General features: G+C 74.1%; 15 protein-coding genes. 5 read left to right on the top strand and 10 right to left on the bottom strand.

Annotated features, from left to right (window positions below; all coding sequences use genetic code 11):
* The first annotated feature begins 5 nt into the window (after positions 1–5).
* Both SMD20_RS05890 and SMD20_RS05885 read left to right on the top strand, forming a co-directional pair.
* Positions 6–503, top strand: a complete 498-nt coding sequence (locus SMD20_RS05890; RefSeq protein ID WP_329575882.1) for a DUF305 domain-containing protein — start codon at positions 6–8, stop codon at positions 501–503.
* Between the two features lie 99 nt (positions 504–602).
* Entirely contained in the window at positions 603–2,441 is a 1,839-nt protein-coding gene (locus SMD20_RS05885) for a serine hydrolase domain-containing protein (protein WP_329575880.1), read from the top strand.
* A 200-nt stretch (positions 2,442–2,641) separates the two neighbouring features.
* Here the strand turns inward: SMD20_RS05885 and SMD20_RS05880 are convergent, their stop codons facing one another.
* From SMD20_RS05880 to SMD20_RS05870, 3 genes are read right to left on the bottom strand one after another with little or no spacing between them, the layout of a single operon-like run.
* The gene (locus tag SMD20_RS05880; RefSeq protein ID WP_329592447.1) at positions 2,642–2,905 is read right to left on the bottom strand and encodes a MarR family transcriptional regulator; all 264 of its coding nucleotides are present in this window, start codon (positions 2,903–2,905) and stop codon (positions 2,642–2,644) included.
* Positions 2,906–2,927: 22 nt separating this feature from the next.
* Positions 2,928–4,178: a cytochrome P450 gene (locus SMD20_RS05875; protein WP_329575878.1), complete on the bottom strand. Its 1,251-nt coding sequence runs from the start codon at positions 4,176–4,178 to the stop codon at positions 2,928–2,930.
* Between the two features lie 59 nt (positions 4,179–4,237).
* Complete coding sequence (locus SMD20_RS05870) at positions 4,238–4,645, bottom strand: ATP-binding protein (protein WP_329575875.1); 408 nt, start codon at positions 4,643–4,645, stop codon at positions 4,238–4,240.
* 256 nt (positions 4,646–4,901) lie between these two features.
* Between SMD20_RS05870 and SMD20_RS05865 the strand changes: the two genes are divergently transcribed.
* The gene (locus SMD20_RS05865; RefSeq protein WP_329575872.1) at positions 4,902–5,774 is read left to right on the top strand and encodes an SGNH/GDSL hydrolase family protein; all 873 of its coding nucleotides are present in this window, start codon (positions 4,902–4,904) and stop codon (positions 5,772–5,774) included.
* Between the two features lie 26 nt (positions 5,775–5,800).
* On the opposite strand, the gene SMD20_RS05860 is transcribed toward SMD20_RS05865, so the two are convergent.
* The 6 genes from SMD20_RS05860 to SMD20_RS05835 form a co-directional block, all read right to left on the bottom strand.
* Positions 5,801–6,940, bottom strand: a complete 1,140-nt coding sequence (locus SMD20_RS05860; protein WP_329575870.1) for an esterase-like activity of phytase family protein — start codon at positions 6,938–6,940, stop codon at positions 5,801–5,803.
* A gap of 21 nt (positions 6,941–6,961) precedes the next feature.
* On the bottom strand, positions 6,962–7,147 hold the full coding sequence (locus tag SMD20_RS05855) for a hypothetical protein (RefSeq protein ID WP_329575867.1): 186 nt from the start codon (positions 7,145–7,147) through the stop codon (positions 6,962–6,964).
* Positions 7,148–7,180: 33 nt separating this feature from the next.
* Complete coding sequence (locus SMD20_RS05850) at positions 7,181–7,702, bottom strand: flavodoxin family protein (RefSeq protein ID WP_329575864.1); 522 nt, start codon at positions 7,700–7,702, stop codon at positions 7,181–7,183.
* Positions 7,703–7,716: 14 nt separating this feature from the next.
* Entirely contained in the window at positions 7,717–8,187 is a 471-nt protein-coding gene (locus tag SMD20_RS05845) for a CBS domain-containing protein (protein ID WP_329575861.1), read from the bottom strand.
* A gap of 115 nt (positions 8,188–8,302) precedes the next feature.
* Complete coding sequence (locus SMD20_RS05840) at positions 8,303–9,106, bottom strand: putative protein N(5)-glutamine methyltransferase (RefSeq protein ID WP_329575858.1); 804 nt, start codon at positions 9,104–9,106, stop codon at positions 8,303–8,305.
* Between the two features lie 174 nt (positions 9,107–9,280).
* Positions 9,281–10,354 (bottom strand): TetR/AcrR family transcriptional regulator, encoded by a 1,074-nt coding sequence (locus tag SMD20_RS05835; RefSeq protein ID WP_329575856.1) that lies wholly within the window; start codon positions 10,352–10,354, stop codon positions 9,281–9,283.
* An 84-nt stretch (positions 10,355–10,438) separates the two neighbouring features.
* Between SMD20_RS05835 and SMD20_RS05830 the strand changes: the two genes are divergently transcribed.
* Positions 10,439–11,653 (top strand): cytochrome P450 family protein, encoded by a 1,215-nt coding sequence (locus SMD20_RS05830; RefSeq protein WP_329575853.1) that lies wholly within the window; start codon positions 10,439–10,441, stop codon positions 11,651–11,653.
* A 5-nt stretch (positions 11,654–11,658) separates the two neighbouring features.
* Positions 11,659–12,894 carry an ATP-dependent Clp protease ATP-binding subunit ClpX gene (gene clpX / locus SMD20_RS05825; RefSeq protein ID WP_329575849.1) on the top strand — a complete coding sequence of 412 codons (1,236 nt, stop codon included), beginning with the start codon at positions 11,659–11,661 and terminating at the stop codon, positions 12,892–12,894.
* A gap of 2 nt (positions 12,895–12,896) precedes the next feature.
* Here the strand turns inward: clpX and SMD20_RS05820 are convergent, their stop codons facing one another.
* Positions 12,897–13,409 carry an FBP domain-containing protein gene (locus SMD20_RS05820; protein WP_329575846.1) on the bottom strand — a complete coding sequence of 171 codons (513 nt, stop codon included), beginning with the start codon at positions 13,407–13,409 and terminating at the stop codon, positions 12,897–12,899.
* Positions 13,410–13,449: the final 40 nt, after the last annotated feature.

Genomic DNA, 13,449 nt, shown 5'->3' with positions numbered 1-13,449 from the left:
CCTACATGCGCTTCAGGATGACCACGGCGGCCCTGCTGACGACCCTGCTGACGATGGCGGCCGGGTGCGCCGCGGCCGGCGCCGATCCGGGCTACTCGCAGGCCGACGTGCGCTTCAACCAGCAGATGATCACCCATCACCGCGAGACGATCCACCTCGCCGGGCTGGCCGTCGAGCGCGGCTCCGGCGCGTACGTCCGCGACCTCGGCGCCAGGCTCATCCCCAAGGAGCAGGCCGACATCAAGGCGATGTCGGACTGGCTCACGTCCTGGGACCAGCCGGTGCCGAAGGAGGAGGCCTCGACGGCGGGCGCCGAGCTGAAGGCCGGGCCGGGCTTCGACCGGGGCTGGCTGACGCTGGTGTCCAAGCATCTCGAACACGGCATCCACATGGCCGAGGAGGTCAAGACGGGCGGCGTGCACAGGCCGACGCACGAGCTGGCCGACCGCATCGTCGAGGCGCAGACCGAGGAGATCGCGGAGATCGCCGGACACCTGGACTGAGCGGCCGCCCTTCTGACAACGATTCCCACGTCTGTGCCACGCGGCCGTAAGATCGTCCGCGCGCCTCGCCCCGGGGGCTCGACGTGAGGAGTGAACCGCATGGAACGCAGACGTTTTCTCGCCCTGGCCGGCGCCGCGGGCCTGGCCGCCGCCGGGTCCGCCGGGCCGGCGCTGGCGGCGACCTACCCCTTTCACGACGCGGGCGTCACCGCCGAGGCGCACGCGAAGCTGGGCGAGCTGGCGCCGTACGGGGTGACGGCGTTCGCGTTCACGCCGTCCGGCGGCTGGGTGGTCGTCACCCAGGACGGCCGCTACTTCGCCCGCGGCATCCCCGACGCCTGCTTCACCGAGCTGGGGGCGCTGTCCAAGGCGGGCCGGCGGATCCACTGCCTGGCCTTCCCGCCGGAGGGCGGCGACCGCTGGGTGATCACCACCGACAAGGGCGTGTCGGCGCGCGGCCTGCCGGCGGCCTGCCTGGACCGGATCAAGTCCTACTACGCCGCCGGACAGCAGGTCGTGGACGTGGCGTTCCCGCCCGCGGGCGGCGACCGGTGGGTGGTGACCGCCGCGAACGCCTTCTACGCCAAGGGCGTGGACGACGAGTGCTACCAGATGATCCGCAACCTCACGCAGGGCGGCCGCAAGCTGACCCGGGTGGCCTTCCCCAAGGCGGGCGGCTGGGTGGTGGTGGCGCAGGACGAGTACTTCGCGCGCGGCATCCCCGACGCCTGCTTCACGAAGATGGGGACCCTCGCGGGCGGCGGCTGGCAGGTGCACACCGTGGCGTTCGCGCCGGGCGGCGGCTGGGTGCTGAGCACCCGCGGCAAGGTGCCCGCGCTGCCCGCCGACAAGGTGCGCAAGGTCGAGAACGCGGTCGGCGGCGCGACGCTCTGGCAGCGCATGAGCGCCTACCACACGCCGGGCGTCACGGTCGCCGTCGTCGTCGGCAACAAGATCGCCTGGTCCACCGGCTACGGCCGGCTGGAGGCGGGCGGCGCGGCGGCGGCCCATCCGGAGAGCGCGTTCCAGGCCGCCTCGATCAGCAAAGCGGTGGCGGCGCTCGGCGTGCTGCGCCTCGCGCAGACCGGCGGCCCGGCCCTGAGCGCCGACGTCCGCCCGCACCTCGGCTGGACGCTGCCGCAGCGCGACTGCGTCACCTCCACCGCGGTCCCGACGATCGACCGGCTGCTCACCCACCGGGCCGGCGTCGTCGGGCGCGGCTCGACGTCACCCGCCGGCGCCTGCTCCGGGTTCGCCTCCGGCGGCGGCGGCTTCGCCGGCTACGGCCCCGACGCCGCCGTGCCGACGCTGCTGCAGGTCATGAACGGCGAGGGCAACTCACCGAAGATCGAGCTGACCACCACGCCCGGCGCCGAGTACCACTACTCCGGCGCGGGCTTCGTGCTGCTGCAGCGCATGCTGGAGCAGCGGACCGGCGGGACGCTGGCGGACTACATGCGGACGGAGGTGTTCGCGCCGCTCGGCATGACGACCAGCTCGTACGCGCTCGCGCCCGCCTTCGAGCTGGCCTCCGGCCACACCGCGACCGGCGCCGTGATCCCCGGCAAGCGCAACCGCTACCCCGAGTCGGCCGCCGCCGGCCTCTACACGAACGTCCTCGACCTGTGCCGGCTGGTGTCCTGGCTCAACCGGGCGTACACCGCCTCGGCCGACATCGCCGGCCCGCTCAGCAGGGCGTCGGTGCGCACGCTGCTGTCGGAGGGCCCGCAGCCGGGCATGGGCCGCGGGCTGTTCCTCGCGGGCGCGGGGACCGACGGCTTCTCCTACAGCCACGACGGCTCCAACTACGGCTTCCGCTCGCTGTTCCAGGGCTATCCGAAGCTCGGGGCCGGGTTCGCCGTCCTCGCCAACGGCAGCGACGCCGGCCTGGTGAACGAGATCGCCGCCGCGATCAAGAAGGTCTACGGCTGGCCGTAGGAGGCCCGGCGCACGCCGAGGGCGGCCACCACGGCGGCGGCGGCGCAGACGACCGCCGTGACGAGCGCGGCCGTCCTGAGCGCGGTCCGGCGGGGTCAGGACGGTTTCTGGATGAGGCCGGCCAGGCGGCGCAGGGCGGGCAGCGCCGCGGCGATGGCGGCCCGGTCGTCCTCGCCCAGCGAGCCGAACGCGCGCAGCACCTAGCCGGTGAACAGCTCGTGGACCTCCTCCACGCGCCGCCGCGCCTCGTCGGTGAGGTGCAGGTGGAGCACCCGCCGGTCGGCCGGGTCGCGTTCGCGGCGCAGCAGCCCGGCCGCCGCCATCTGGGTGATCATGGCGCTGGCGTTGCTGGTCTTCATGAGCAGGGCCTCGGCGAGCTCACGGACCGTGATGCCGTCCCGCTCCCGCACCAGGCGCAACGCGGCGAGCTGGACCTCCGGCGGCTTGGGATGCGGGAAGTCCAGCTCGATACCTATGCCAGCATAGCTATTCTCCGGAGACGGGAGCCGTCACGGGAGCGCGGACGCCGCTGATCACGACGCCGCTCGCCGGACGGGCGGGGACCCGGCGCAGCGAGATGCCGAGATCCTGCGGCGGAACGTCGTAGTCGAGCCGCGCCAGCCGGACCACCAGCTCCCGCAGCAGCGTGACGGTGATGTCCTCGCCGGGGCAGCGGTGCCCGGTGCGCGGGTCGCCACCGCCCTGCGGGACCAGCTCGAAGGGGTCGATCGAACGGCCGAGGAAACGTTCGGGGCGGAAGGAGTAGGGCTCGGGCCACAGGTCCGGGTCGTGGTTCTGGCCGTACAGGTCGAGCAGCACGAGCGTGCCCTCGGGGATCGCGTGGCCGCGCCAGGTCAGGTCGCGCGCCGCGCGCCCGCCGACGAACGGCGCGAACGGGTAGAAGCGCCGCACCTCATGCGCGAACGCCTCGGCGAACTCCTCGTCACCCGTACGCAGCCGCGCCCGGTGCTCGGGCCAGCGGTGCAGCGCGTGGGCCGCGTACGCGACGAACCAGCAGACGGCCACCGTCGGCCGGATGAAGTTGAGCAGTTCCACGGCGGCCAGGTGGGGGTCGAGGCGCTCGCCGTGGGCGTCCGTGTGCCGGGCGACCGCGGCCAGCGCCGAGCCGGTGGGCGCGTGGATCGCGCCGCGCCGCACGTCCTCCATCAGGCTCGTCAGCCGGGCCTCCTGCCGGACGCGGCCCCGGCGGGCGCGCCAGTAGCGCGGCCCGAGCGTGGCGAAGCCGTCCACCATGGCCACGCAGTCGCCGGCCAGTTCGTCGGCCTCGTCCGGGGACATCGTGACGCCGGCCCAGGCGGTGACGGCGCGGCCCAGCACGCGGGCGGCCTCGTCGAAGAGCACGACCGGCTCGGCGCCGGCCGCCCAGCCGGCCGCGGCCTCGTCCCAGGCGGCGGCGGTACGCCGGCGGAGGTCGGCGATGCCCGCGGGCGTCATGAGCGACAGGAACATCGCCTTGCGGACCCGGTGGTCGGCGCCGTCCAGGGTGTGGACCGGCCCGTGGCCGAACAGCGTGCTCTGCACGAGGCCGGGGAGGGCGCCGTGGCGGAGCACATTGTCCTCGTCGTAGAGGAAGCGGGCGGCGTCGGGGCCGCACAGGCCGGTCGCGCGGCGGCCCAGGACGCGGGTGCGGGCCACACCGTCCGGGGCCTCGCGGCGGCGCGCGGGGAGCCAGCCGTAACCTTCAAGGAGCATGAGTGGGGTGTTGTCGAGCGGCATCGCCCCCAGGTTCCCTTTCCGGCGGGACCGAAACGGCCGGGCGGGGTGATCGGGGCGCGTCAGGCCGCGCTCAGCCGGTGACTCATGAACAGCTCCAGCCGGGTACGGCCGCCGGGGTGGTCGAGCCGCACGCGGTCGCACACGCGCTGGATGATCCGCAGCCCGAGGCCGCCGTGGCCGGGCCGGCGCGGCGCGGCGTGCAGGTGGTCGGCGGTGAGGGCGCCCGCCTCGTCCGCGACGTGCACCGTGACGCCGTCGGCGTCGCTGCGCAGGCTCACGGTGCCGGGGGCGCGGGCGTGCTCCAGCACGTTACCCGCCGCCTCGCTGACCGCGAGCACCAGCAGGTCGGCACGTGAGCGCTCCAGCCCGGCCCGTACGGCGAACGCGCGCACCAGCTCGCGCAGCGGGGCCAGGTCCTCGCCGAGCGGAGTGTGCACGGCCTCGGCGGGGCGGAGCGATGTGAGCACGAAAGACACGCAAGCACATTGCCCACATCGTCGGCGTTCAAGCGGCCTGGTCCAAGTTTCTTGCGGTTCGGGGTGATTTCAGGCGTCGCACAAGGGCCCGCAGGGGTTGGTGAGATGTACCGGAATTGACAGCTCTGTTTCACTACTCCGTCCAATTCACAGAATGACCTTCGGGGATCATCGTTGAGCCGCGGGTCATCATCATCGAACGGAAACTCGGCACCCCCCACTCACCCCCTCGCCCGAGGAGTCCTCCATGTCCCGACGTGTCCTCGCCATGCTCGCCGCCGCCGCCCTGCTGTTATCCGTCTCCCCGCCCGCCCACGCCGCCACACAGAACGCCGCAGCGCAGAACGACGTGTACGTGGCGCTCGGCGACTCTGCCGCGGCGGGCCCGCTCATCCCCGACCAGGTGCTGCCCGAGCTCGGCTGCTGGCGCTCCACCCGCAACTACGCGCACCTGACCGCCCAGGCCATCGGCGCGCGCACGCTGCGCGACGTCACCTGCTCCGGCGCCAAGACCACGCACATGTACCAGTCGCAGAGCACCGACCTCGGCTCGGTCGCGCCACAGCTCAACGCCGTCACCGCGGACACCACGCTGGTCACCGTGCAGATCGGCGCGAACGACGTCGGCCTGACCGGCTTCATCGAGGACTGCCTCAACCTGCTGCCGCCGCCCGTCGGCGACGCCTGCAACGACGACTACATCGTCGACGGCCAGGACAGCTGGCGGGTCAAGACCGACGCGCTGCGGCCCAAGCTGACCCAGCTCGCCGGCGACATCCGCGCCCGCGCCCCGCAGGCCCGGATCTTCGTCGTCGGCTACGCGACGTACGCGCCGCCCAACGGCTGCTACCCGCGCGTCCCGATCATCAAGGCCGACGCCAACTACATCCGCGCCACCCTGCAGTACTTCAACCGGATGCTCGCCGAGCAGGCCGCCGCGGCCGGCGTCGGCTTCATCGACCTGCAGACCCCGAGCGTCGGCCACGACCCGTGCACCGCGCCGGGGACCCGCTGGATCGAGCCGTACGTGCCGGCCTCGCCCGCGACCCCCTTCCACCCGAACGCGCTCGGCATGCGCGGCTTCGCCGCCGTCGTCACCGCCGCCGTCTCGGGCGCCTGACCAGGTGAGTACGGGGCCACGGGCGCTCAGCGGCAGCCCGTGGCCCCGTACGCCAGGAACCGGGTGACCTCCTCCTGGCTGAAGTTGTCGTCGGAGCCGACGATGAGCGTGCACTCGCCGTTCGCCAGCCGCGGCCCCCAGGCCAGACCCTCGTAGTTCTGGACCTGCGGGGCCGCCTCGCTCAGATCGAGGACGAACCGCTTGGCCACCGGCCGGTACGGCCGCCCGTCGGCCAGGGAGCGCCGGCCGAGGACGTCGGTGGCGCCGCGCAGGTCGAACTCGTACAGCCGGGCACGATAGCCGACGCCCTGGATCCAGGACCGTTCGAGCGCGAGGTAGCGCAGGTCGTCCACGGCCAGGATCTCCGACACGCCGCTGTCGGCGTCGCCGGTCGGCGGGACGGGCGCGGCGGGCAGCGCGTCGAGCGGGTAGGCGTACTGGCCGCGCAGCCTGCCGTCGCGGCTCCACACGGTGACCCGGGCGGGCGCGCCGCGTTCGGCGGTGGGCGGCGCGCCGTCCTCGTAGCGGGGGCCCTCGGTGACGGCGGTGACCACGCGGGGCGTGACGGCCAGGCCCTCGAAGCCGAAGTTGCGCCGCGGGCCGCGTTCGGCGCGGGTCAGCCGCAGGCCGCGCGGCAGCGGGAACGCGCCGAGGTGGCGGCCCTGCCGGTCCATGGCGCGGACTGCGGGCTGGGAGAGCGGGATGCCGGGGTTGCGGTCGTCGGGCCGGTCGCCCTCGTCGCCCCACAGCAGCCGGCCGTTCCAGCGGTCGAACCTGATCGACTCGGGGTCGGCGGACTCGGGCTTGCCGTAGCCGGGGTAGGGCGTGCCGTCGGCGCGGGTGAGCGTGGTGACGCCGGTCAGCCGCACGCCGCGGAACTCGCCGGTGACGCGGTCGATCTGGAGACGGCCGGTGTAGAAGCGGGCCGGGTTGTAGCGCCAGCGGTCGTCGGAGATGAAGTACCAGGTGCCGGTGCGAGGGTCGTGGTCGATGCCGGACAGGCCACCCACTGTCGTGCCGTCCAGGCGGGTCATGTGCGGCAGGCTCCGCTCACCGAGGAAGCGGGTGACGCGCACCGGCTCGCGCCGTCCGGCCGCCGACGCCGACGGCGCCGAGAACGCCGCCGCCACCACCAGAATGACGGCGACCGCCATTGTTCGCCGCATCTGAACCATTTATTCCCCCCATCATGGAATGGCAATGACGGGGAAATGAAATCGCGAATCAGCGGAGAAGTCCATGCAGGTCAAACCGGCGAACGACGCTAATTCGCGATATTTCACGGGAAACAAAAAACCGTGCGGCGGCGAATCCTCGCCGCCGCACGGAATCCACGCGCCGACCCGCCGCACCGGACCACGCACGGAGTCCACCGCACGGAGCCTGCCGTACGGAGCCTGCCGGGCTTACGCCGCCGGGACGCTGTGGGCGCGGGCCAGGCTCTCGCCCCATTCCCTGGCCCGGTCCAGCTCGCCGGGGACGAGCGGCCCCAGGGTGCCCTCGACGTAGAAGCTGCGCGCCGGGCAGGCCAGCCGTACCCCGGCCCGGCGCAGCCGCCTCGCGACGCCCTGCGCGGCGGAGCCCGGCATGCGCGGCTTGGCGACCCGCGTGTCGAAGGCGGCCGCGTCGAGGGTGGCCGACGAGGTGCGCAGCGCCGCCAGCCACTCGCGCACCCCGCGTCCCCCGGAGACCAGCGGGCCGCCCTCGGCCTGCTGCGCGGCGGACTGCCGGGTCGAGACCCGGCTCAGCCCGAACGCGTGCGTCGGCCCGCCCACCACCAGCAGGCCCACGTCCGCGCCCACCACGTCGGGAGCGGTGGCGACCTCGGCCACCTCGGCCCGCATGGCGCTCGCCAGCCCCTCGGCGATCGACTCGGCGACCGCCCTCGTGTTGCCGTACATCGACTCGTACACCACCAGCGCGTACATGGCGCCCTTCCTCCTCAGCTCTCCCGCGGAAGCACCGGTTCGAGGTGGAACATGCCGGTCATCACCTCGCCCGCCGCGCCCTTCGGGCGCGGCCTGCGGCCCGCCACGGCGGCGACCACGTCGGAGGCGGTGATGAGCCCGACCAGCCCGTGCTCGCCGACCACCGGCAGGGCGTCGCAACCGGAGTCGGCCAGGATCGCGGCCACCCGTGGCAGCGGCGTGCCGGGCAGCACCCGCGGCCGGCGCTCGCCCGTCAGCAGCGCGCCCACCTGGCGTCCCGACTGCTCCCACGGCCCGCCCGACCAGGAGGCCGCGAGGTCCTCACGGCTCAGCACCCCGATCAGGTGCCCGCCGGACACGACGGGGAGATGGTGCACGTTCGCGCGGCGCATCAGCTCCCACGCCATCAGCGGCGACTCCTCGGACTTGACGACGACCAGGATCCGGCTCATGACCTGCTCGACCACCAGGGTCTCGACGCTCATGACACTCCTCCAGCGGCTCGACCTTCCCCTTTCATCATCGCGCCACAGGGCGAGCCGCGCCCGGGGACGAAGTCCCTGGATCGGGGTGCCGTTGGTCCCTGACTCCCTGGCCGGCTCAGCTCAGCGGGGCGGTGGCGATGACGGCGGTCGCGTCCAGTTCGTCGGAGCCGGTGACGCGGGCGGTCAGTCCTGCCTCCCCGGCGGCGCGGGCGGTGGCCTCGGCCTGGCGTTCGCTGGTCTCGATCAGCAGGTGGCCGCCGGGGGCCAGCCAGCCGGGCGCGCCGGCGATCACGCGGCGTACCACGTCGAGGCCGTCGTGGCCGCCGTCGAGCGCGGTCAGCGGCTCGTACAGACGGGCCTCCGGGGGCAGCAGCCCGACGGAGGCGGACGGCACGTACGGCGGGCTGGCGATCAGCAGGTCCACCCGGCCGCGCAACGTCGCGGGCAGCGGCTCGTACAGGTCGCCCTGGTGGACGGAGGCGTCCGGGAGGTTGCGCCGGGCGCAGCGCACGGCGGCGGGGTCGAGGTCGGCCGCGTGCAGCTCGACCGGCCCGGCCAGCCCGGCGGCCAGGGCGGCGCCCATCGCGCCCGTGCCGCAGCACAGGTCGAGGACGACCGGCGTGCCCGGAAGCTCCCCGGCCAGGGCGACGGCCTGCCCGATGAGGAACCCGGTACGGGGCCGCGGCACGAACACCCCGGGTTCGACGGCCAGCCGGAGCCCGCAGAACTCCGCCCAGCCCAGCACGTGCTCCAGCGGCTGCCCGGAGGCGCGGCGCTCGGCCATGGCCTCGACCTCGTCAGGGGTGCGGGCGGTGGCGAGGAGGAGCTCCGCCTCGTCCTCGGCGAACACGCATCCGGCGGCCCTGAGCCGCGCGACGAGACCGGGAACGGCCTCCTTGGACGACAAATAACCCGACATGGGCGACTTTCCTATCAGATGCCGGTCATGTCACCGCGACCCGTCCCCACAGAGCCGGTCCCGCCTGCCACCAGCATGACGCGGTTCCGGGCGGGCAGACCAGGCGGGAGAGTCAGCCGGGCGATCAGGCGGGGTGAAGGCAGGGCGATCAGGCAGGGCGATCAGCCGGGGCGATCAGCCGGGGTGCCGGGCGGCGGCGTGGGGGGCGCCGTAGCCTTCGGCGCGGACCGTGACGCGGCCCGCCTCGACGCGTAGCGCCACCTCCGTGGCGTCGTCCACGCCGGTGACGCCGGCCGCCGCCGCGAGCTCGCCGCTCTCGTCCCACACGACCCGCAGCCGCGGCCAGGCCGATCGCGGCAGGACCGGGCGCAGGCAGCCGCACAGCTCGGCGAGCGTGAGCCTGGCCAGCGGGAACAGCTCCTCGGGCGCGCCGCTGACCACGACGGCGGTGACCTCGGCGCCGGGAGGCGCGGCCCGTACGGCGTCCTCGACGGCCGACAGCCGGTGCATGCCGAGCACCGCCACCACGCCGTCATCGGTGAGCCGTACGAGCTCGCCGCTGACCGCGTCCGGCACGGGCGACGGCGGCGACCACGGCTCGTCGCCGGCCGACAGGCGCGGCAGCAGCGGCGCGACGAACCACCGGTCGCCGAGGTCCAGATCGGCCAGAGCCTCGCAGGCGCGCACCACGTCGAACGGCTCCACGAATCCCGGCGCGGCCGCCGCGAGCTGACCCGCCCCGTGCAGCAGCGTGAGCGCGGCCTCGGCGAGCCGCACCAGCCGCCCGTCCGGGGCGGGCGGCGGCCGCAGGCGTTCCAGCGCCAGCCCGAGCAGGATCGCGTCGAGCTTCACGAGCTGCGCGTACGGCACCCGCGTCAGCTCGTCGGCGAGGATCTCCGGCATCAGGTGCATGCCGAGCCGGGTCGGCCCGCGTTCGTCGTCGGTGGCGAGCGGCAGCCGGCCGAGCCAGGCGCGGGCCACCTCCCCCAGCGCCTCGCCGACGGTCAGCGCGGGCTCCGCGGGCGCGGACGGCTCGGCGGACTCGGCCAGCTCGGCCAGCACCGCGAAGTACAGCGCCCGCTTGCCCGGGAAGTTGGAGTAGACCGCTCCCCGCGTGAGCTCCGCGCGGTCGGCGATGCCGTCGATCTTGGCTTCCCGATAGCCGCGTTCGGCGAACTCCGCCCGCGCCGCGGCCAGCACTCTCGCCCGGTTGCGCTCCTGTGCCTGCGCTCTGGTCAGCCGGGCCATCGTCCTCCTCGCGTTGCCGGGTCCCGCCGGTCAGGATACCGTGAACACTCAAATGATGAGATCATCTAAAATGAGGGGTGGCCCATGGCCGACGTGCCCGAGCTCGACATGACCGACCTCGCGCTGCTGCGCGACCCCTCCGCCGCGTACGTCAGGGCGGCCGCCGACTCCCCCGTGGCGCGGCTCACCGGGCCGGGGTTCGCGTTCTGGGTCGTGCTGCGGCACGCCGAGGGCCGGGCGGTCCTCGCCGACCCGCGGCTGCGTACCCGTGAGGACAGCTACCAGCGGCCGGACGTCCTGGCCGGCTGCCTGCCGTACATGACGACGATGTCCGAGCTGAACGGCGCCGAGCACGCCCGGCTGCGCCGCCTGGTCGCGCCCGCGTTCACGCCGCGGCAGGCGGAGCGGTTCCGGCCGCGCGTCGAGCGCATCGTGGACGCCCTGCTTGACGAGCTGCCCGGCCACCGGTCGGACGACGGCCCAGGAGACGGCCCAGGAGGCGGCATGGTGGACCTGCTGGCGCACTTCGCCCGGCCGCTGCCGATGGAGGTGATCTGCGAGCTGACCGGCATCCCGACCGCCGACCGGCCGCGCTGGCACGCGTGGGGCGCGGAAGTCGCGGCGGGGCACGGGGCGGCGTTCGCCGAGGCGATCCCCGGCATCCTGGAGGGCGCGAAGGCCGCCGTGGCCAGGGCGCGGGCCGAGCCGGGCGACGACCTGATCTCCGAGCTGGCCCGCGTCCAGGAGGAGGACGGCGACCGGCTGTCGGAGACCGAGCTGGTGACGATGGTGTGGCAGCTCGTCCTCGCCGGGCAGACGCCGACGAACCTCATCGCCAACTCCGTGGCCGCCCTGCACGAGCATCCCGACCAGCTCGCCGCGCTGCGCGCCGACCCGGCGCTGATGCCGGGCGCGGTCGAGGAGCTGATGCGCTGGTGCGGTCCGCAGCTGCTGACCATCCCCCGGTTCACGGCGGAGGACGTCGAGATCGGCGGCGTGACGGTGCCGAAGGGCGAGCCGGTGACGGTCGCGATCCCGGCCGCCAACCGCGACCCGCGCGTCTTCGCCGACCCAGGGCGGTTCGACGTGGGGCGGGACGCCGCGGGGCAGCTCGGGTTCGCGCACGGGCCGCACTTCTGCGCCGGGGCGTCACTGGCGCGCGTGCAGACCGCGGTCGCGCTCGGCTCGCTGCTGCGTCGCTTCCCCGGCCTGGCGCTCGCGGGGCCGCCGCGACGCGTCCCTGACCCGGGCACGGCCCGGCTGCTGTCGCTGCCGGTGACCCTGGGCACGGCGGGCTGACGGCCGTGCCCCGCTCGACGGGACCGGCCTGCTCGTTCTGCGGGAAGGGGCAGCACGAGGTCCGGCGGCTGATCGCGGGGCCGCCGTCGGTCTGCATCTGCGAGGAGTGCGTCGGGCAGTGCACCGAGCTCATCGCCGAGGAGGAGGCCGCGACGGCCCCCGCCGGGCCGGCGCGCGACCTGCCGACCCCGCGCGAGATCCACACGTTCCTGGACCAGTACGTCATCGGCCAGGACCGGGCCAAGCGGACGCTGGCCGTGGCGGTCCACAACCACTACAAGCGCCTGCGCGCCCCCGTCTCCAAGGACGACCCGGTCGAGCTGGGCAAGTCCAACATCCTGCTGGTCGGCCCCACGGGCAGCGGCAAGACGTACCTGGTGCAGACTTTGGCGCGGATGCTGGACGTGCCGTTCGCCGTGGCCGACGCCACCGCGCTCACCGAGAGCGGCTACGTCGGCGACGACGTCGAGAACATCCTGCTCAAGCTCATCCAGGCGGCCGACCATGACGTGCGGCGGGCCGAGACCGGCATCGTCTACCTCGACGAGATCGACAAGATCGCCCGCAAGGCGGACAACCCGTCGATCACCCGCGACGTCTCCGGCGAGGGCGTGCAGCAGGCGCTGCTGACCATGCTGGAGGGCACGGTCGCGAACGTGCCGCCGCAGGGCGGGCGCAAACACCCCCACCAGGACCTCATCGCCCTGGACACGACGAACGTGCTGTTCATCGCCGGGGGCGCGTTCGCCGGGCTGGAGCAGGTGATCGAGCGGCGGGCGCTGCGGAGGGCGGCCGGGTTCGGCGGCACGCCGCACGATCCGGCCGAGGAGGACGTGCTCGCCCGGGTCATGCCGCAGGACCTGGTGGCGTACGGGCTGATCCCCGAGCTGACCGGCCGGCTGCCGGTGCTGACGACGCTGCGCCCGCTGGACCGGGCCGGGCTGGTCCGGATGCTCACCGAGCCGCGCAACGCGCTGATCAGGCAGTACCAGCGGCTGTTCGAGCTGGACGGCGTCGAGCTCGCGTTCGAGGAGGACGCCGTGGCGGCGGTCGCCGAACAGGCGCTGCTGCGCCGCACCGGGGCCAGGGCCGCCCGCGCGGTCCTGGAGGAGGTGCTGCTCAACGTGATGTACGAGGTGCCGGGCAGGGACGACGTGGCCCGGGTCGTGATCACCCGCGACACGGTGCTGCACCACGTCAGCCCCGCCCTGGTGCCGCGCGCACGCCGGCGGCCCGCCTGAGGTCAGGCGTTCGCGAGGGTGTCGTCGAGCACCCGGCCGAGGAAGACGTCCAGGTTGGCCACGGCCCGCGCGACCCGCTCCTCCGCCGTCAGCGACTCGAACCGCGTGTCCGCCTCGGTCCGCTTCCTGCCGCGTGCGTACAGGGAGCAGGCGAGGTCGGCGCACATGTAGACGCCGACCGTGTTGCCCTGCCGGCCGGCGGCCCCGACGCGGGGCGCGGTGAACAGCGCGACGCCGGTGCCCGCGTGCGGGGTGACGCACACCGAGCACAGGGTGCTCTTGGTGACGCTCCTCCGCACGTCCTGGGCCAGGCGGAGTGCCACGCCGGTGAGCCCGCCGCCGCGCTCGGCCACCAGGTACGCCCGCTCGGGCGCCCCCGGGTCGCGCCAGCCCAGGAAGTCGAGGTCGGCCCAGGGGGTGGCGGCCAGGTCGCGCGGCAGCCCGAGCCTGCGGGCCTCCCCTTTGGAGCAGTTGACGAAGGACGCGCGCAGGTCGCGCTCGGTGACGGGGTTCATGACTCTTCCCTCAAACTAGGAACTCTAGGCAAGAACCTAG

The sequence above is a fragment of the Nonomuraea sp. LP-02 genome (genome assembly GCF_036289125.1).
Taxonomy (GTDB): domain Bacteria; phylum Actinomycetota; class Actinomycetes; order Streptosporangiales; family Streptosporangiaceae; genus Nonomuraea; species Nonomuraea bangladeshensis.
This window is presented reverse-complemented; position numbering and strand designations above follow the sequence as displayed.

What these genes read in the sequence shown, in the direction of transcription:
- SMD20_RS05830 (WP_329575853.1), top strand. Translation starts at nt 10,439, where the DNA reads ATGGCCGACGTGCCCGAGCTCGACATGACCGACCTCGCGCTGCTGCGC.
- SMD20_RS05820 (WP_329575846.1), bottom strand. Translation starts at nt 13,409, where the DNA reads ATGAACCCCGTCACCGAGCGCGACCTGCGCGCGTCCTTCGTCAACTGC.
- SMD20_RS05840 (WP_329575858.1), bottom strand. Translation starts at nt 9,106, where the DNA reads ATGTCGGGTTATTTGTCGTCCAAGGAGGCCGTTCCCGGTCTCGTCGCG.
- SMD20_RS05865 (WP_329575872.1), top strand. Translation starts at nt 4,902, where the DNA reads ATGTCCCGACGTGTCCTCGCCATGCTCGCCGCCGCCGCCCTGCTGTTA.
- SMD20_RS05835 (WP_329575856.1), bottom strand. Translation starts at nt 10,354, where the DNA reads ATGGCCCGGCTGACCAGAGCGCAGGCACAGGAGCGCAACCGGGCGAGA.
- SMD20_RS05890 (WP_329575882.1), top strand. Translation starts at nt 6, where the DNA reads ATGCGCTTCAGGATGACCACGGCGGCCCTGCTGACGACCCTGCTGACG.
- SMD20_RS05875 (WP_329575878.1), bottom strand. Translation starts at nt 4,178, where the DNA reads ATGCCGCTCGACAACACCCCACTCATGCTCCTTGAAGGTTACGGCTGG.
- SMD20_RS05845 (WP_329575861.1), bottom strand. Translation starts at nt 8,187, where the DNA reads ATGAGCGTCGAGACCCTGGTGGTCGAGCAGGTCATGAGCCGGATCCTG.
- SMD20_RS05860 (WP_329575870.1), bottom strand. Translation starts at nt 6,940, where the DNA reads ATGCGGCGAACAATGGCGGTCGCCGTCATTCTGGTGGTGGCGGCGGCG.
- SMD20_RS05850 (WP_329575864.1), bottom strand. Translation starts at nt 7,702, where the DNA reads ATGTACGCGCTGGTGGTGTACGAGTCGATGTACGGCAACACGAGGGCG.
- SMD20_RS05885 (WP_329575880.1), top strand. Translation starts at nt 603, where the DNA reads ATGGAACGCAGACGTTTTCTCGCCCTGGCCGGCGCCGCGGGCCTGGCC.